The sequence below is a fragment of the Aquamicrobium soli genome (assembly GCF_042646345.1).
GTDB lineage: Bacteria > Pseudomonadota > Alphaproteobacteria > Rhizobiales > Rhizobiaceae > Mesorhizobium > Mesorhizobium soli_A.
The window spans coordinates 219,194-236,989 of sequence record NZ_JBHRTK010000001.1 but is presented as its reverse complement, the minus strand read 5'-3'; the positions used below and the strand labels follow the sequence as shown (position 1 = coordinate 236,989).

Annotated in this window: 18 protein-coding genes; 12 read left to right on the top strand and 6 right to left on the bottom strand. The window is 60.7% G+C overall.

Features of this window, described 5'->3' with window-relative positions; genetic code table 11:
- Nucleotides 1-7: 7 nt before the first annotated feature.
- Both ACFOHJ_RS01240 and ACFOHJ_RS01235 read left to right on the top strand, forming a co-directional pair.
- Nucleotides 8-484 (top strand): inorganic diphosphatase, encoded by a 477-nt coding sequence (locus ACFOHJ_RS01240; RefSeq protein ID WP_378218058.1) that lies wholly within the window; start codon nucleotides 8-10, stop codon nucleotides 482-484.
- Nucleotides 481-1,104, top strand: coding sequence for a cysteine hydrolase family protein (locus ACFOHJ_RS01235; RefSeq protein WP_378217666.1), 624 nt, complete (start codon nucleotides 481-483; stop codon nucleotides 1,102-1,104). Before ACFOHJ_RS01240 ends, ACFOHJ_RS01235 begins: the two co-directional genes overlap by 4 nt.
- Before the next feature lie 450 nt (nucleotides 1,105-1,554).
- Here ACFOHJ_RS01235 and ACFOHJ_RS01230 read toward each other — a convergent pair whose 3' ends face one another.
- Nucleotides 1,555-2,067 (bottom strand): GNAT family N-acetyltransferase, encoded by a 513-nt coding sequence (locus ACFOHJ_RS01230; protein ID WP_378217665.1) that lies wholly within the window; start codon nucleotides 2,065-2,067, stop codon nucleotides 1,555-1,557.
- A 6-nt stretch (nucleotides 2,068-2,073) separates the two neighbouring features.
- Nucleotides 2,074-2,412: a type II toxin-antitoxin system TacA family antitoxin gene (locus ACFOHJ_RS01225; protein ID WP_378218056.1), complete on the bottom strand. Its 339-nt coding sequence runs from the start codon at nucleotides 2,410-2,412 to the stop codon at nucleotides 2,074-2,076.
- Between the two features lie 469 nt (nucleotides 2,413-2,881).
- Here ACFOHJ_RS01225 and ACFOHJ_RS01220 point away from each other — a divergent pair, with 469 nt between their 5' ends.
- From ACFOHJ_RS01220 to ACFOHJ_RS01200, 5 genes are all read left to right on the top strand, one after another.
- Entirely contained in the window at nucleotides 2,882-4,369 is a 1,488-nt protein-coding gene (locus ACFOHJ_RS01220; RefSeq protein ID WP_378217663.1) for an aldehyde dehydrogenase, read from the top strand.
- 45 nt (nucleotides 4,370-4,414) lie between these two features.
- Nucleotides 4,415-6,106, top strand: coding sequence for a thiamine pyrophosphate-binding protein (locus ACFOHJ_RS01215; RefSeq protein WP_378217661.1), 1,692 nt, complete (start codon nucleotides 4,415-4,417; stop codon nucleotides 6,104-6,106).
- 136 nt (nucleotides 6,107-6,242) lie between these two features.
- Nucleotides 6,243-7,154, top strand: coding sequence for an ABC transporter substrate-binding protein (locus ACFOHJ_RS01210; RefSeq protein ID WP_378217659.1), 912 nt, complete (start codon nucleotides 6,243-6,245; stop codon nucleotides 7,152-7,154).
- Between the two features lie 183 nt (nucleotides 7,155-7,337).
- On the top strand, nucleotides 7,338-8,309 hold the full coding sequence (locus ACFOHJ_RS01205) for an amino acid ABC transporter permease (RefSeq protein WP_378218054.1): 972 nt from the start codon (nucleotides 7,338-7,340) through the stop codon (nucleotides 8,307-8,309).
- Nucleotides 8,310-8,317: 8 nt separating this feature from the next.
- Complete coding sequence (locus tag ACFOHJ_RS01200) at nucleotides 8,318-9,070, top strand: amino acid ABC transporter ATP-binding protein (RefSeq protein ID WP_378217656.1); 753 nt, start codon at nucleotides 8,318-8,320, stop codon at nucleotides 9,068-9,070.
- A gap of 234 nt (nucleotides 9,071-9,304) precedes the next feature.
- Here ACFOHJ_RS01200 and ACFOHJ_RS01195 read toward each other — a convergent pair whose 3' ends face one another.
- A complete protein-coding gene (locus ACFOHJ_RS01195) occupies nucleotides 9,305-10,921 on the bottom strand; it encodes an FAD-dependent oxidoreductase (RefSeq protein WP_378217654.1) in 1,617 nt (538 codons plus the stop codon).
- A 147-nt stretch (nucleotides 10,922-11,068) separates the two neighbouring features.
- On the bottom strand, nucleotides 11,069-11,446 hold the full coding sequence (locus ACFOHJ_RS01190; protein WP_378217652.1) for a DoxX family protein: 378 nt from the start codon (nucleotides 11,444-11,446) through the stop codon (nucleotides 11,069-11,071).
- A gap of 327 nt (nucleotides 11,447-11,773) precedes the next feature.
- Between ACFOHJ_RS01190 and ACFOHJ_RS01185 the strand changes: the two genes are divergently transcribed.
- Nucleotides 11,774-12,211, top strand: coding sequence for a VOC family protein (locus ACFOHJ_RS01185; protein WP_378217650.1), 438 nt, complete (start codon nucleotides 11,774-11,776; stop codon nucleotides 12,209-12,211).
- Between the two features lie 169 nt (nucleotides 12,212-12,380).
- Nucleotides 12,381-12,776 carry a RidA family protein gene (locus ACFOHJ_RS01180; protein WP_378217648.1) on the top strand — a complete coding sequence of 132 codons (396 nt, stop codon included), beginning with the start codon at nucleotides 12,381-12,383 and terminating at the stop codon, nucleotides 12,774-12,776.
- Between the two features lie 215 nt (nucleotides 12,777-12,991).
- On the opposite strand, the gene ACFOHJ_RS01175 is transcribed toward ACFOHJ_RS01180, so the two are convergent.
- Both ACFOHJ_RS01175 and ACFOHJ_RS01170 read right to left on the bottom strand, forming a co-directional pair.
- Nucleotides 12,992-14,284 carry an NAD(P)/FAD-dependent oxidoreductase gene (locus ACFOHJ_RS01175; protein ID WP_378217646.1) on the bottom strand — a complete coding sequence of 431 codons (1,293 nt, stop codon included), beginning with the start codon at nucleotides 14,282-14,284 and terminating at the stop codon, nucleotides 12,992-12,994.
- A 118-nt stretch (nucleotides 14,285-14,402) separates the two neighbouring features.
- Entirely contained in the window at nucleotides 14,403-14,759 is a 357-nt protein-coding gene (locus tag ACFOHJ_RS01170; protein WP_378217644.1) for a RidA family protein, read from the bottom strand.
- Nucleotides 14,760-15,038: 279 nt separating this feature from the next.
- Here ACFOHJ_RS01170 and hutC point away from each other — a divergent pair, with 279 nt between their 5' ends.
- From hutC to ACFOHJ_RS01155, 3 genes are read left to right on the top strand one after another with little or no spacing between them, the layout of a single operon-like run.
- Entirely contained in the window at nucleotides 15,039-15,818 is a 780-nt protein-coding gene (hutC, locus tag ACFOHJ_RS01165) for a histidine utilization repressor (RefSeq protein ID WP_378217642.1), read from the top strand.
- A complete protein-coding gene (locus ACFOHJ_RS01160; protein ID WP_378217640.1) occupies nucleotides 15,815-17,137 on the top strand; it encodes a UbiD family decarboxylase in 1,323 nt (440 codons plus the stop codon). The genes hutC and ACFOHJ_RS01160 overlap by 4 nt, the downstream gene beginning before the upstream one ends.
- Nucleotides 17,134-17,784, top strand: coding sequence for a UbiX family flavin prenyltransferase (locus ACFOHJ_RS01155; RefSeq protein WP_378217638.1), 651 nt, complete (start codon nucleotides 17,134-17,136; stop codon nucleotides 17,782-17,784). Before ACFOHJ_RS01160 ends, ACFOHJ_RS01155 begins: the two co-directional genes overlap by 4 nt.
- The last annotated feature ends 12 nt before the right edge of the window (nucleotides 17,785-17,796 follow it).

Below are 17,796 nucleotides of genomic sequence, written 5' to 3'. Positions count from 1 at the left end.
CGGCTAACTGCTACAACGTCGTGGTCGAAACCCCGCGTGGGAGTCGCACCAAGTTCGCCTGCGATCCCGAAACTGGGCTGTTCCGGGCCAAGAAGTTGCTGGCGATGGGCTTTGGTTTCCCTTCGCGTTTGGATTCTTCCCATCGACCCGCGCCGAGGACGGCGATCCGCTGGACGTTCTACTTCGGACGGACGCCGACCTTCCGACGGGCTCCTTGGTAGGCTGCAGGCTCATCGGCGGCATCGCGATTGAGGAGATGGTCGCAGACGGACGGCACCGCAACGACCGCCTGCTGGCGGTGCCGCCGCTACGGCATCGGGATCGTCCGCCCTATGAATTGTCTGACGTTCCGTCCGCGCAGCTCACGGATATCGAGGATTTCCTGGTCGGTTACCAGGCCGCCGACGGCAAGGACGCGAAGGTAAAAGCCCGTCTCGACAAAGCGGAAGCGGAAAGCATCGTCAGGGAAGCCGCGCACGCATGACGAAACTCGACGAAGGCTTGCGGTTCGGTCCGCTCCGCGACAGCTGGGTTCACCTTTGCATCGACATGCAGCGCATGTTCGCAGAGGCGACCGAATGGCACACGCCGTGGATGGAGCGGGTTCTGCCGAATGTTGTCGCGGTCGTGGAGCTTGATCCGGCGCGCACCGTTTTTACGCGCTTCATCCCGCCCAGATTCGCCGACGACGTAGGTGGCGCCTGGCGCCGGTACTATCGTAAGTGGAAGACGATGACCCGTGACCGGATCGACCTTCAAATGCTTGACCTTGTTCCGGAGCTTGCCCGGTTCGTGCCTCCGGCTGTGCTGGAGGACAAGGCCGTCATGTCCGCTTGGCACGGCTCGCTGCACGCTCGCCTTCGCGCCGCTGGAATCGATTCCGTTATCGTGTCCGGTGCCGAAACCGAGGTTTGCGTCCTGGCAACGGTGATGGGCGCGGTCGACCTTGGCTACCGCGTGATCATCGTCGCCGATGCGATCTGTTCTGGAGCTGATTCGACGCACGATGCGATGCTCGGCATCTATGAGAGCCGCTACGGCACGCAGGTCGAGATGGTGACCGCCGCCGATCTTTTCGCCGCCCGGCTAAACGGGATGTTGTAGCGGTAACCCGCCCTGCCATGCATGCGGTGCTCGGCCTGTGCGACGGATTCCCCCGCGGTGGCCACCTACTCGGTGGTATCGCCCCTCCGACATTCGAGGTGGTGGTGCCGGAAATGCCTTCTCATCTGCATCGAAGCAAGAGACGGGAACTCAGGATCGTCCTTATCGATCTATATCTGCTTCCTTCCATTGGACTTTTCTCCTCTAGGGCCCTCTTTTTGCGAGGAATGAGGCTCCAAGGCTACGAACCGGAGTTCCGGCGGGTTTGGAAAATGGGGTGTAAGGTTTCCGGCTTGATCGTTTCCAGTCCGCCGATTGCCGCCGTTTTCGCTATCTGGGAAGGCTCGTTCAGTTCATGGCCAAGGAGCATGCACCTCAGAAATCCGGCGTCAAATCTTCTGCATACCGGCGGCTTCGTCGGCGCGTCATGCCCGGGGTGCCGTCGTGCACCTAGCCAAAACCCGCGATTACGGTTTCTATCGGTAGAAACAGCGTTCGGCTGTCCTCGGGATATTCCAGGAACTCGGCACAGCGTAGGTAGAAGCGCTTCGCCGCTTCGTCCTTGGCCTGGACCAGAACCGCTCCGATACCGATGATTTGGGAGGCCTGCGCTATCCGGCGCAGCGCGTCCGACAGCAGGTCCGCGCCAAGTCCCTTGCCCGCATGATCACGATTGATGGCCAGGCGTCCGATCACTGAAACCGGGATGACGTCCGGAGCATTGCGGCGCACCTTGCCGGGGGCCGCACCACGCTCCACCGATCCTGCCGAGATGCAGAAATAGCCGACGACCCTTTGCCCCTCGCACACGACATAGGTGCGCGAAAACCGGCTTTCATTCTTCAAGGCCCGACGGCGCAGCCAGTCGTTCAGCACCGGCTCACCACAGTCGAACGCCGAAAGATCATGCTCGGCGGTCAGCGGAACGGGAGCCGACAGTCGTGTTTCTGGGTGGCTCGGCACTTTAATCTATTTCTGCCACGCCGGAGTGCGACGCAGCAGCGCCCTGAGTTTCGGCCCGGGCGCGGGGGGATTATCAAGCGCCTGCACGAAGGCGTCGTAACGCTCGGGATCGAGCGTGAACAGGCGCTGATCGAGCAATACATCGACCGCCTGCTGTCGGGCGCTCTCGATCATGAATTCGGTCCGTGTCTTGCCGAGGATAGCCGCCGCATCGTCGATGAGCTTCCGGGTGCCGGTTTCGATCCGCAAATTGATACTGCCCTTCGTATCGGACGCGACAACGGGCGCCACGGGGGCAGAGGAACGGGACGAGGACTCGGATTGGACAGGACGGGGTTTTGCCATGGTTGGGATATAGTTTTCCGTATCCACGATGTCAATACATCCGAGTGCTGCTGCGTATCTCTGGGCAGCACGTCTCGCAGCATATCGCATTCAATCCGACCTTATCTAAAAGGACATCCCATTGGGGACCAATACCCAGCTTCGCCGGGATGCCCCTCGGCCGAGAGGCTTGATGACCGTCCAGAGAAGACGGTGGTCGCTGGCAGCAAGGAAGATGAACATCGATTGGACCGGTTTCGACCCTTTATCCCTTCGTAGTGCTTCCGACGCGGCCCGCGATATCATTTTCGGCGTCTCGATCACCCATCATACAGCGTCTTTTCCCCATTACCTGCCTTGACAAGGACAAAACATCAGTATTTTCTCTCCGAAATGATATCACTTTCATTCAGAAATGATGCGTAAATCACTCACCGGTGTCGACTTAGAGCATCAGGCGGGGCAGTGGACCAGGAAAGCAGGAGAACGGATGGCGGGCGAGCTCAGCAAAATGAAGATGTATATCAGCGGCGAGTGGGTCGAGCCGGCATCCGGGGATTACTTCGAAACGGTGGATCCCTTCACGGCCAAGCCATGGGCACTGGTGCCGAGAGGAAATTCAGCGGACGCCGACCGCGCCGTTCGAGCCGCAGACCGGGCTTTCAGAGAAGGCCCCTGGCGGTCCATGCATCCTTCCGAGCGTGGAAGGCTCATTCATCGGCTTGGCAGCCTCATCGAAGAACATGCGGACTCGCTCGCGGAGATAGAGGTACGCGACAATGGCCGCTTGCTCGCGGAAATGCGGCATCAAATCCGCTATATTCCCAAATGGTACTACTACTATGCGGGCCTCGCCGATAAAATCGAAGGCGTCGTCCACCCCTGCGACAAGCCGGCGCTGAGCTATTCCCGTCCGGAGCCTCTCGGGGTTTGTGTGGGCATCGTTCCATGGAACGCGCCGTTGCTGCTTTTCTCGCTCAAGGCAGCGCCCGCCCTTGCCGCAGGAAACACCATCGTCATGAAGCCGGCGGAACATACTTCCGCCACTGCCCTGAAGCTTATGGAGTTGGTCGAGTTGGCTGGCTTCCCGCCTGGTGTGATCAATGTGGTGACCGGGTTCGGCAAGGAAATCGGCGAACCGCTCGTCACGCACCCATTGACGCGACACGTGGGCTTCACGGGCTCCACGGCAACCGGGGCACATCTGTATTCGCTCGCGGCACGCGACGTGAAGCGCGTCAGCCTCGAACTGGGCGGCAAATCGCCAAACATCGTCTTCGACGACGCTGACCTGGACAACGCCGTGCGCGGGGTGGTCGGTGGCATTTTCGGAGCGACGGGACAGACCTGCATCGCCGGTTCGCGCCTGCTAGTGCAGAGGCGCATTCACGACCAGTTCATCGAGAAGCTTTCCGCCTTTAGCGCCGCGGCACGGGTCGGCGATCCGCGCCGCGCGGAGACCCAGATCGGGCCCATTGCCAACTCCATGCAGTACGATAGGGTGCTGGGCTACATAGATATTGCCCGGCAGGAAGGCGCGAGCCTCGTTCTGGGGGGGAAGCGACCCGCGCTGGCCGAATGCGAGAACGGGTTTTTCATAGAGCCCACCATATTCACTGGCGTCAAAAACGATATGAGGATCGCCCGGGAGGAAGTCTTCGGCCCTGTCCTTTCGACGATCATATTCGATGACCAGGAAGAAGCGGTAGCGATTGCAAACGACAGCGAGTTCGGCCTGGCGGCCGGCGTCTGGACTTCGGACATGAAGCGCGCGCTTCGTATGTCCGAACAGCTCGACGCGGGCAGCGTGTGGATCAACACCTATCGCGACATCTCCTACACGACCCCGTTCGGCGGCTACAAGAAGAGCGGCTTGGGACGCGAGAACGGCGTGGAGGGTATTCGCGAATATCTCCAGACGAAGGCGGTGTGGCTATCAACAGCCGAGGAGATCGAAAACCCCTTTGTCATTGGTTGAAGAAGACGGGACAGATCGGAGTCGGGCCAGGAGAAGGTAGCACAAATGATAAAGCGGAAAGGCAGCGAGATTCTTGCTGACGAACTCGGGCTCAACGGGGTCGAACTCGTCTACCATGTCCCTGGCGAGAGTTTTCTTTCCGTGCTGGATGCCCTGGCGTGCCGTCATCCGGAAATCCGCACAGTCACCTGCCGCCACGAAAACGGCGCAGCCCAGATGGCGGAGGCCCACGGCAAATTGACCGGGCGCCCGGGCATTGCGTTTGTCACGCGCAGCCCTGGCGCCACCAACGCCGTCAACGGCGTGCACACGGCCTACCAGGATTCTTCTCCCATGATCCTGGTCGTAGGCCAGGTGAAGCGCGGGTTGATGGAGCGCGAAGCGTTCATGTCCTACGATTTCCGCACGATGTTTGCGCCCATGGCAAAATGGGTGGCCCAGATCGACGATCCGAGGCGCATCCCGGAATTCATCCAACGCGCCTATCATACCGCCATGACCGGCCGCATGGGGCCCGTCGTCCTCGTGGTGCCGGAAGACGTGCTCGAGGAGGAATGTGTCGTCGCTGAAGGAAAGCCCTATACGCGAGCCTCCGTTGGGATGCCCTCCCCGGCCGACATGGAAAAGGTCCGCGCCATGCTCTCGGTCGCGGAGCGGCCGATCGTCATTGTTGGCGGCTCCGGCTGGACGGAACAGGCGCGCGACGACATCCAGCGATTTGCGCAGAACTGCCGCGTGCCCGTCGTCACGACCTTCCGCCGTCGGGACATCATTGACCATCGGCTGGAATGCTACGCTGGAGAAATCGGCATCGGCGCCAACCCAGCCCTCCTTTCGCACATCAAGGACACCGACCTGGTTATCATGGTTAACGACGCGCTCAGCGACGTGAACACGATAGGCGCCGGATATATGGAGGGCTTCACGCTTTTCGATATTCCCGTGCCGAAGCAAAAGTTCATCCATGTGACGGGCAGTCTCGAAGAACTGAACCGGGTGTTTCAGGTCGATCTCGCGATACTTGCAGACAATGACGCGTTTGCCGCCTCGCTCGCCGCGCTCCCTCCGGCCGACAGCGCCGCCAGGACGGAATGGAGCCGGCGGCTACGTCAGACTTTCGAGAGGGAAACGGCGCCGGGATCGTGTCCGGGCCCGATCGATCTGCCGAACGTGATGAAGTGGCTTCGGGAACGTTTGCCCGACGATGCCATCGTCACGAACGGGGTGGGTGCTTACGCGACGTGGAGCCAGAGGTATTTCGCCCACTACAGACTGCACACGCAGCTCGGCCCGATCAGCGGCTCGATGGGGTACAGCCTTCCGGCCGCCATTTCGGCGAAGCTGCTCTATCCTGGACGGACCGTCGTCAATTTCGTCGGCGACGGCTGCTACCAGATGTGCGGCGAGGAACTCGCGACCGCTGTCCAGTACGGCGCGAACGTCATCATCGTGCTTTTCAACAACAACATGTACGGGACGATCCGCATTCACGAGGAAAACAAGCTCGATGGCCGCGCCAACGGGACGAACCTGGTGAATCCCGATTTCTGCATGCTTGCCAAGGCTTACGGCGCCCACGCCGAGCGCGTGGAAAAGACCGAGGATTTCGCCCCCGCCTTCGAACGCGCAATCGGTTCGGGCAAGCCTGCGCTGATCGAACTCGCCCTCGACCCGGAAGCGATCCACACGCGTTATTCGCTGAGCGACTTGAGAAGACGAAGGTCTGAGAGGGCCTGAACCGTACGACATGAGGCAAGCAAATTGGCCGGTCCACCAAATCGATTGCCAGCCGGCAAGAACGCCCTCGGTAGAGGGGCGATCAAACCAGAGGGTGCCAAACCCTTCCAACCGCACCAGCAAAAGGGGAAGTAAAATGAAGAGAATGATAACTGCAGTTTCGATCGGTTTCCTGGCCGTGGCCGCTCTCGCACTCGGCAGCCCGACAACCGCGCTTGCCGATGACGCGATCACTGCCACGGTAAAGACCGACCCGGCCCTGCATGCGATGCTGCCCAAGAGCATCCAGGAATCCGGGATCATCAAGCTGGCGACCGACGCGCACTATCCTCCCTGCGAGAGCTTCGCGGAGGACAATGTCACGATGATCGGCTGGGAGCCGGACCTCTGGGATGCCATCGCAAAGAAGCTGGGTGTGAAGGTCCAGCCGGAATCGATCAATTTCGACGGCCTGATTCCCGGCGTCCAGAGCGGTCGCTACGACATGGCGATGGAGTGCATTTCCGACACGCTCGAGCGCGAGAAGCAGGTAACCTTCATCGACCTGTCGGTTTCCATCAACGGCATCTTTACGCTCGAGGGCAGCCCGGTTACCGATGATCCGCTGAGCCTGTGCGGCCTGAAAAGCGGCGCGCAGAAGGGCACGACATTCGTCCAGAGCGTCACGGACTTGCTTTCTCCCCTCTGCGTAGAGAACGGCAAGCCGCCGATCGCGACGAACGAGTTCGCCTCGGCAGACGCTACCGTCCTGGCACTGCTTTCGCGTCGCGTCGATTTTCTGGTCAACGATGCCTCCGCCGCCGCCTATATCAAGAAGCAGTCGTCCCAGCCGGTGAAGCTCCTTGTACCGGATGTGCTGCCGAAGCTGATCGGTGGCCCCATCGTGAAGAAGGACAACCAGGAACTGGCCGATGCGCTGCTGGCCGCAACGAAAGCGCTGATGGACGAAGGCGTCTATGACCGCATCTTTGACAAGTGGGATATCGCGGCTCTTAAGCTGAAGACGCCCGGCATCAATCTGGTCTCCAAGGGCGCGACAGCGAACTGATATCCGAAAAAGCCAAGGCATAAGCTTCCATCATTGTCTTGGCGCCGCAGCTTTCCGGCTTCGATCGCCCAATCGGGACTCGAAGCCGGAGAGAACCGACCGGGCCAACCGTCTGGACTTCAATGAAGACAGCGCCGAATCTTCCTGCAAGACAACGGCGCATGGGAGGAAACGTTGGAAGCCATGCAAGCGCAAAAGTTCGATTGCCCCGTGCCTGAGACGCCGCTTGACCAAGCGGAGCCGAAGCGGCTGCACCGCGACCTTGCCTCCGACCAGAAGCTGACGGTCGTTCCTGTCCGCAAGCCGGGCAGATGGGTCGCCGCTGTGGTCATGGCGGCGGTGGCGGTCTGGCTCGCTCATGGAATCGTTACCAACCCCAATTTCGGGTGGGACGTCGTCTTCGCGAATCTGTTTGAGCCGGTCATCTTGCGGGGGCTTGGGCTGACGCTCTGGCTGACCGTGGCCGCAATGTGCATCGGCACGGTGTTGAGCGTCATTCTCGCGGTCATGCGGATTTCGGAGAACCCTTTTCTCAATATCCCAGCGGGACTCTACCTCTGGTTCTTCCGCGGAACGCCAATCCTGGTGCAACTCATCTTCTGGTATAATCTCGCGTTCCTGATACCGAAAATCTATATCGGCATACCCTTCGGTCCGACTTTTTTCGAAGGTTCGGCCAATGATCTGATCACGCCCTACTCCGCCGCCCTGCTCGGCCTCGGCCTCAACGAGGGCGCATACATGGCGGAGATCGTCCGCGCGGGTATCATGTCCGTCGACCAGGGCCAGCAGGAGGCCGCCCGGGCGCTGGGAATGAGGCCGGGACAGATTCTGAGGCGCATCGTTCTTCCCCAGGCCGTTCGGGTCATCGTGCCGCCGACCGGCAATGAGACGATCGGAATGCTGAAGATGACATCGCTGGTGAGCGTCATTGCGCTGTCCGACCTCCTTTATTCGGTCCAGACGATCTCATCCCGGACCTTCCAGACCATTCCGCTGCTGCTTGTCGCCTGCCTCTGGTATCTCGCCATCACCTCGGTGATGACCCTGGTCCAGGGACGGATAGAGAAACGGTTTTCCCGGGGGCATAGCGTGGCACCGGTATCCTGGTCGCGGTGGATGTTCGGCGGCTCAGCCATGAGGAATTTGAAATGAAAATGCCTATGGTTTCCGCCGTTCAGGTAGGCAAGAGCTTCGGTGCGCTCCAGGTCCTCAAGGGGATCGATTTCGATGTCGAACTCGGAGAGGTCGTGTGCCTGATCGGCCCCTCCGGCTCGGGTAAATCGACCCTGCTCAGATGTATCAACCATTTGGAGAAGATCGATTCCGGCGCACTCTATGTCGACGGCGACCTGGTCGGGTATCAACGCAAGGGAGACCGACTTTACGAACTGAAGGAAAGGGAAATCTCCGTCAGGCGATCCAACATCGGCATGGTTTTCCAGCGCTTCAATCTGTTTGCGCATATGACCGCGCTGCAGAACGTGATCGAGGCTCCCATCCTGGTCCAGAAACGCCCACGCAAGGAGGTCGTCGAGGAGGCGGTCGCGCTCCTCGATCGGGTCGGACTGGGCAGCAGGCTCGATGCATATCCGGCTCAGCTTTCGGGCGGACAACAGCAGCGGGTGGCCATCGCCCGGGCCTTGGCGATGAAGCCCAAGCTCATGCTTTTCGACGAGCCGACGAGCGCGCTCGATCCCGAACTTGTCGGTGAGGTGCTCGATGTGATGCGTTCGCTCGCCGCCGACGGCATGACGATGATCGTTGTCACTCACGAGATGCGCTTTGCCGAAGAGGTGGCCGACAAGGTCGTGTTCATGGATGGCGGGATGGTCGTTGAAGAAGGGCCGCCGCGGCTGATCTTTGGCGCCCCCAGTCATGAGCGGACACGCGCATTTCTTTCGCGCATCATCTGAGCCTGCCACGCAGCAATCCAAGGCACGAGCGGCGTTTTTCGCGCCCCTTCCCGTTTTCGACCAAGGCGGCACCTGTCCTGGGCGATAGCCGCGTCGAGGCAGCGTAGCCGTCCCTGAACCTCCATCTTTTAGGAGGGGCACCCGGTATTACGTCGTGCTGTTCAACATGCCCGTCAGCATTCAGAAGCATTGCACTCGTGGAGTACCCGCCCTACCAGCCGCCTTTCGAACGGCCTAGTCGTTCACGGAGATGATGGAATTCGCGCAGATGTAGCCCCAGGTCATGTTGGGTCCCAGCGTGGTGCCGGCTCCCACCGCCCACGTCCCGAACGGGTTAGCCATCGCCGCGCCCGCGCAATAGAGCCCCTCCACCAATGTTCCATCCGGTTTGAGCACCCGGCCGCCCGCGTCGGTTCGAGGCCCGCCCTTGGTCGAGACGATGGTTCGGTTGAATGGAATTGCGATGAAGGGAGCCTTTTGGATGGGTGACAGGCGGCTTCTTCCGGGCCCTGTCCTGGCCTGGCTCGATACTGCCTTCTCGCGGTGAAATTGTTCGTCCACCCCGGAAGCACAGGACATGTTGAAGCGCTCGATCGTTCGCGCGAGTTCACCGGCTGGCAGCGCGGTCGCTTCAGCCAGCGCGGCGATTGTTTTCCCGCTCCTGATCCAACCCGGATTGCGCACTGCAAAGTGCCTTACGATAGGCGAATTCTCGAGGAACGCCTGGTCGCTGATCAGCCATGCCGGCAGATGGGCGGCCTGTCCCGTGGAGGGATCGCGTTCGTCGATGACTTCCCCGAGGTTGAAGCGATATTCGTTGACAAAACGCCGACCATGGCGGTTCACGACAATCGCGTTGGGTTCCTGATGAAAAAAGGAGCTGATGCCGAATGGGCGACGTGACGCATTCAGCGGCAGGCCTCCGGTGATGTTCGCCTGATCCATGTGAACAAGTTCGGCGCCGGCCTCGACAGCGATGCGATGGGAATCACCGTCATTTCTCGACGGGCTTCCGAGGAAGTCACAATGTCCGGGGAAATACCTTTCCCGCCAGTCAGCATCCCATTCAAACCCGCCGGTAGCCAGGACCACCCCCTTGCGGGCGAGGATATTTCGTTTCCGGCCATCCGCCTCCACCACCAGCCCTTTCACCCGTCCCCTATCGACGATCGGGCCGATCGCGCGAGTTTCGAGCGCGATCCGGCAGCCATGATCAAGGCAGCCCTTGAGCAGCCCGGTGACGAGGGCAGTTCCCATCCCCCGTGCGCCGGTCAGCCAGCGCCAGAACAGTTGCGGCCATCTCTTGAAAACGGCTTCGACCGGATGGTGGAAGGCGTCGAGTTCAAGCATCTCCTGGAAGGTGAATACATGCGGCAGGCTGGGGGGCTGCAGGATCCGGGCGTATCCCCCGACCAGATTCCTCCGTAATATCCGGGGCGAAAGCATCCGCCCCATACGCATAGCCCCTGCCTTTTCGAGATAGGGATCGGCCTCCTTGATCAGGGAGAAGCGCAGAGGAGTCTCCTTTTCAAGGAAGGCCAGCATGTTGGGAGCCTCATCGACGAAGCTCCGCCAGTGCGCGTCTTCGGTCTCTCTCCAGCCGTCGGGAGCCACAGCCCGGATGTAGCCGAGGGCACGCTCCGGGTCGTCCGACAGGCCGGCAGCGGCAGCATGGTGGTTGGCCGGAATCCAGATGGCCGCTCCGGAGATCGCCGTCGTTCCACCGATGAGATCGGCACGTTCGACGATGATGGTGGAAAGGCCCGCGGCTGAAGTGCGAAGCGCCGCCGCCAGGCCAGCCGAGCCGGATCCCGCGACCAGTACGTCGAACGCTTGGTCGGCCTCCGCCATCGGCCTGTCTCCTTACGTTTTCCCCGTGAGGTGGGCTGGAGGCCACGTCAGCCGGCGACGCCCACTGCCAGACGATTTCGGGCGGCACCGGTCCAATATCCCTGGATCGAAGCGACAGAGCATGATGCCTGGAGCCGCCTGGAGCCCTCAGGCCACAACCAGACCCGCGTCCGCCGCAATAAGCAGCAGCGCCGCGGTGAGCGAGAAATTGACCAGGATCATGTAAAAATGCCGGTCGCGTTCCGGCCCGCTATACATGAACATGTTGTGGTAGAGGGGGGTCGCTACCACGAGGAAGGCAATCAGCACAAAGACCGCCGGCAGTATCCAGTATCCGGCGATGAGCGCCAGGCCCGCCACGACCTGGGCCGCAAACCCGGCAGCCATGACAGGAGCCGGCAAAAACCAGCCGTAGCTGGTTTTCACCACCGTGACCCTCTGTCTGAAATGCAGAAAGTGCCGCACCCCGGCAATCAGGAAAAACCCGCCGATGATCACCCGACCAATCACCTCAAGAGTCGACACTCCGCCCCTCCACATAAATGATATTTTTTCTGCTATATTAATATACTACTTTAATCAAGATCGCGGCCCAAATTTGTCGATGGAGGGATTTTCCCCCGCCGATTTCGGGGACCCAACCCCATGGTCGCGAGCGTCAGAATGCTCCCTGCGCCATCGACAAAAGAGCTCGGGACCTTGCCACAACCGGGAAACGGCCACAGCATGACACCCGCCAAAGTGACCGGCCTCGTATGTCAACTAAAATATCATTATTGGGAATTTTTGATATGGAAATTGACAGGAGATACGTATAGCAATGTCCTGGGCTGATCAACTGCGGAGGATACGATGAAGTTCAACCACACCATGGTGCGGGTGCGCGATCTGGATGCCGCTCTGGACTTTTACGTGCACAAGCTCGGGCTCGTCGAGGTGAAGCGCATGGAGAATGAAAAGGGCCGCTACACATTGGTCTTCCTTTGCGCCCCTAACGATATCGAGGCTCTCGGAGACAGGGCACCTCAGATCGAGCTCACCTACAACTGGGATATCGAGGACTACGGATCGGCCCGGAATTTTGGACACCTGGGCCTGGAAGTGGACGACATCTACGCGGTCTGCGAGCGGCTGGTGAAGGGCGGCGTTACGCTGAGCCGGCCACCGCGGGACGGTCGCATGGCGTTTGTCCGATCGCCCGACCTCATTTCGATCGAACTGATGCAGAAAGGTGCGCCGCTGCCGCCGGCGGAGCCTTGGGCCACTATGCCTAACTCCGGCGCCTGGTAAAGCGATCGCGTGAAAGCGAACAGGCGCCAACCCAACCGGGCCGATCTGGCTTGGGCGCCCAGACGGGTTGCACCTGAAAGCCACGTTCTCCCCTCTTCTGCGATACCCGGCGATCACCGGGCCTTCCGAGTCCATCGGCAGCATCACTCAATCAGAGACTGGAATCTTCATGCGCAACAGGATTTTTTCCGGTGCCCCGTCCGAAGCCATCGCCGGTTATGCAAAAGCCGTCATCGATGGCAGGACCATCTACGTTTCCGGTACGACTGGACGCGATCCAGTCACAAACGAGTTTCCCGAGGATCCTGCCCAGCAGGCACGAAATGCCCTCTCATCGATCAACGACACTCTTCGTCAGGCGGGATCAAGCTTGGCCGATGCTGTGGTTAGCCGCGTCTTCGTCACGGATGCCGAGGCGGCATCGGCCGTTACCCAGGTTCTTGGTGAAGTCTTTGCCGACATCAGACCTACAAGTACCTTCCTCATCTGCCAGATTCCTGCACCCGGCGCGCGGGTCGAGATTGAGATTACCGCGTCCAGATCAAGCTCCGTAGACCCGGGCTGAACGGACAATCACCAGAAGCGGACCGCTTCGCTTCCTGACTCTATGGCACCCCTCCTGGCGGCCGCCCGTAGCCTGCCTCGGCCGCTGCGGGTCATGGTCGCGCACCATTTTGAACAGCTGCGATCAATCAGGCCGAAACCAAGTTTCGGTCAGGTGCAAGTCCGCGGCCAAGTCGGCAAGCGCCCCTTACCGCCACCCCATCCATCGCGACGTGTTCATCCCGCCTTTGCCGAGGTCCATTTTTTGTCGAAGCGCATTGGCGACAGGCTCGAAATATCGACGAGCGATTGCCTGCCTGCGGCTAGGTCTGCAAGAACCTTCCCAGCCATCGGGCCCGGGCCAAAGCCGTGACCGCTGAATCCAGTTCCGACGAGCATGCCCGATATGCCCGCGACTGGGCCGAGAACCGGAACGACATCCGGCATCGTGTCAATGATTCCTGCCCAAGAGGTCTCGATCTCCAAATCGGCCAGCCCCGGGAAGAGCCGGCAAAACTCCCGGCTTGCCTGTTCCACGCGAAAGGGTTCGGGGCGCGGACGGTCGCGGCTGGGTGGAAAGTCGGCGACCGGCAAGGGCATCCGCGACGGGAGAAGCCGCTTTATCGGCGCAAGATAATCTATGCGGGCCGCATCGGGATTGGATTTTCGGGTAGCCTCGTACCACCGCATATGACGCCAGGAATCGAGGCGGAGGTCATATTCCCCTCCCGCGACCGAGATCACATAGGCACCGTTCAAATCCTGCCGGATTCCGGTTTGCTGTCCTGAGATGCATGGCGGTATTTTCAGTTCGGGCCGTGCTACCGTTCTTGCAACCGTCGCTCGAACGAACTCCTGCGGCAGATCCAATCCCGCTTTCCTCAACAGGGCGGCGCTCCCCGCCCCTGCGGCGGTGATCACCGTGCTCGCGCGGTAAAGCCTGTCGCGAATCTGGACCCCGGAGATTTTCCCAGCGCTGGTGTCCATGCGCGTCACCGGTTCGCCGAAGGCGAATGCCACACCGGCCGCGAGCGCCGCATCAAAAAATGCACGGGTCGCTCGTGCAGGCTCAGCCTTGCCGTCGCTTGGCGTATACATCGCCCCGACAACGCCGCGATCAGTTGCCAGTTGGGGCACCAGCGCCTGGGTCTCAGCTGCCGACAATATACGGGTATCGAGGCCAAATTCTTCGGCCGCGCGCTTTTGCCACTCACGCCGGGAAACGAGATCGGCTTCGCTGAACGCCAGCGACAGATTTCCGCCTTGTTGCCATCCCACCCGGCACCCCAGTTCCGCTTCGATTTCCTTCCAGATCGACAGGGCGCCGATCATCAGTGGAAGTTCCCGAAAGTCGCGGTTCTGCTGACGGACAAAGCCCAGGTTGCGGCCGGACTGCGCCGACCCAGGCGCGTCTCGCTCGACAAGCAGGACGCGCATCCCATTCCTGGCGGCATAATACGCTGCGGAGCAGCCGACGATGCCGCCGCCGACAACGATTACGTCCCAATTACGTGTGGATGCCGCTTCCATCAACTCGCCGCGCCCCTGCTCTACAGAAAAAGTCACATCGTTAGGCTGCGGGATCAGCCGCAACCTTGGCAGGCATGCTGCGCAAAAGACATCTCATCTATCGATCACGGCTGGCCGGTCACCGCAATGCCGTGACCATGATTTCCACGGTAAGGGCCGGGTCCGCCAGGCGCGATTCCACGCAGGCGCGAACGGGCTTGCCGACATCGGCAACCCAGGCCTCCCACACCGGGTTGAGCTCGTTGAACGTAGCGGCATCGGCCAGCCAGATCTGCGCACTGACGAGTTTCGCTTTGCTCGTGCCTGCTTGGGCGAGGTGATGGTCGATTCTCTGAAGAATCTCTTTTGTCTGCGCGGCGACGGTACCGCCGCGCGTCTCGACCGCGGTAAGGCCCGCCAGAAAGACGAAACCACCGGCCTCCACAGCAAGGCTCATGCGATTGTTCTCGTCATGCCGAACGATATCGCCGCTCATTCCCACCTCCCGAAGGGTCGTTCCAAAAATTATATATCACATTCCAATATATATGATAGTGTAAGTTCCGTGTCCCCATTGTCAAGCAGATGGAAGCGGCTCCTTGACGATAACGACGCCGCTTCAGAGCCACCGCAAATTTCGCAATTTTCCCTTGGAGCTTCCATCGATTCCGGCCTCGCCCCGATCATCGCCAACCAAATGACGCTGGACAACTCGTGTAAACTCGTCGTATTAATCCAACTAATATATGATATTATAATGGGATTGAGAGAAGGAATGGCGAACGAACTTCAAAGCTCGCAACCCCTTTACGAACAGATCAAATCGGCCATCGAAAAGCGCATACGCGGAGACGAATGGCCGGCCGATTTCCGGGTGCCTTCCGAAGAATCCTTGGCCGAGGAGTTCGGCGCCTCTTCCCTGACGGTGCGCCGGGCCCTGCGGGAGCTTCAGTCGGAAGGTATGCTGGTCCGCATCCAGGGTCGCGGCACTTTCGTCGTCGGCCCCCGGATGCAGTGCGCCATATTTGATCTGCCCGACGTTTCGGAGGAAATTGCCCTCAGCGGCGGCGTGCATACCAGCGAAGTGCTCTTTCTCGGCTTCGTGCCTCCCGACAGTCCGTTCGCCGGCATGCTGCCCCTGCCCTACGAGGGGCCGGTCTGCCACTCACGCCTGCTCCACAAGGAAGACGGAACGCCCATCCAAATCGAGGATCGCTTCGTCAACCAGGCGGAAGCTCCCGACTATCTGAAGCAGGACTTCACCCGCATCACCCCTCACGCCTACCTCTTGCGGGAAACCGAAGTCACCTATGTCGACAACACGATCCGGGCCATCCGGGCCGACGAGGAAAGCAGGCGCGCCCTGGAGATCGACGGTAACCAGCCCTGCCTTCTGCTCGACCGCCGTACATGGCGCGAAGGCGTACCCGTCACCCGCAGCCGCTTCCTCTATCCCGGCGACCGTTACCGGCTGCGCAGTTCGCATGAAGCCACACCGAACCGCGGCGGCACCACCCCACAGCGAAGCGCCGCGGCATCCAGGAGAATCCGATGAGAGACTATGTTGCCCGATTGCGTGAACGCGGCGACCTACTCGTTGTGGACAAGGAGATCGACCCGTTCCATGAACTGGCGGCGGTCACCCATGTGGCCCAGAAACGGTGGGGCAAGCCCATCCTTTTCACCAACGTCAAGGGCACACGCTTTCCCGTCATTACCAACGTCTATGGCTCGCGCGAGCGCCTGGCGGAGGTGATCGGCATCGATTCGGCCGATTTCTGCCGCCAATGGAGCAATCTTGCCAATCTCGGCTCGGCAAGCGTCGGCGATCCCTTCGTCAAGGTCGAAGACCCGGAACTGACCGAATGCAAGCTGTCCGACCTGCCGCTCATCACCTACTCCGATCGCGACGCGGCGCCCTATTTCACCTCGGCCATGTTCATCGCCAAGGATCCCGAGACGGGGATCGGCAACCTGTCATATCACCGTTCGATGTATGTCAGCGACAGCGAACTACGCTGCCGCCTGGCACCGCGCCATCACCTCACCATCTACCATGAGAAGGCCGAGAAAATGGGCAAGCCGCTGGAGGCGGCGATGTTGATCGGCGCGCCGGCGACATCCTTCCTCACCGCGGCGGCACCGCTGCCCTATGACGTGGATGAACTCGAGGTCGCGGCCCGGCTGAAGGGCAGCCCCATCGCCATGCGCAAGTGCAAGTACATCGACCTCGAGGTTCCGGCCGACACCGAAATCGTCATCGAGGGCCGCTTCCTGCCGAACGAACGCCGACCTGAAGGCCCTTTCGGCGAATTCATGGGCTACTACGTCCCCGAAGGTCCGAATGCGGTATTCGAGGTGTTGGGGGTGACGGTGCGGCGCGACGCCATGTTCCACAGCATCCTGTGCGGCTCGGCCGAGGAAGTGCTGACGCTGGAACTGTCGGTGTCCGCCAACATCTTCCAGCGGTTAAGCGCAGCGCTGCCTGGCATTCTCGATGTCACCTGCCAGCCTTTTGTCAACCATGCCGTGATCAAGGTCGACCAGCAGTTCGAGGGCCACGCGCGCCAAGTGATGCTTGCAACCATTGGCGCGGAGCCGATCTGGGCCAAGGTGGTCACCGTCGTCGATGAAGACGTGAACATCTACAGCATGGACGATGTCATGTGGGCGACCCTGACCCGTTGCCGCCCCGATAAGGACATGCTCATCATTCCCGACACGCCTTCCTTCTATCGCGACGAGGCCAAGGATCATTGGGGACGCCTGCTCATCGACGCCACCAAGCCGTTCCATCGCAAGGCCGAATTCGAACGCAAGAAGATTCGGCTTGCCGACCAGGTCGATCTCGCGGACTGGTTCGAAAACGCGTGAGCGGATCGGCTTCATCCTCGCAGAGCAGCGCCGGCAGGCCACAGCCTCCCAGGATCATCGTCGGCATTACCGGCGCCTCCGGAGCCGTTTATGGTGTCAGGGCGCTCGACCAGCTGAGGGCCGCCGGCATCGAAACGCATCTGGTAGTGACGCGATCGGCGCATCTGACGCTTTCCCAGGAACTCGGCATGCGCCCGGCAGAGATCGCCGAGCGCGCCAGCGTCTGCCACAACGTTCAAAACATCGGCGCCTCGATTTCCAGCGGATCCTTCCGGACGCTCGGCATGCTGATCGCGCCCTGCTCGGTCAGGACGATGTCTGAAATCGCCTCGGGCGTCACTTCCAGCCTCATGAGCCGCGCCGCGGACGTGGTATTGAAGGAACGCCGTAAGCTCGTCCTGATGCTGCGCGAGACCCCTCTACACCTTGGGCACCTTCGGACAATGACCGCGCTCGCCGAAATGGGTGCGGTCATCATGCCGCCCGTTCCTGCGTTCTACGCCGGGCCACGTTCGCTCGAAGAGATGGTGGACCACAGCGTTGGCCGTGCCCTCGACCTCTTCGGCATCGACAGCGGCAAGGTGGTGCGATGGCAGGGAATGAGCGTCGACCGCGAAGCCTGTCCGAGGCCCGGCGACGACGATTGACCAGGCAGGGCC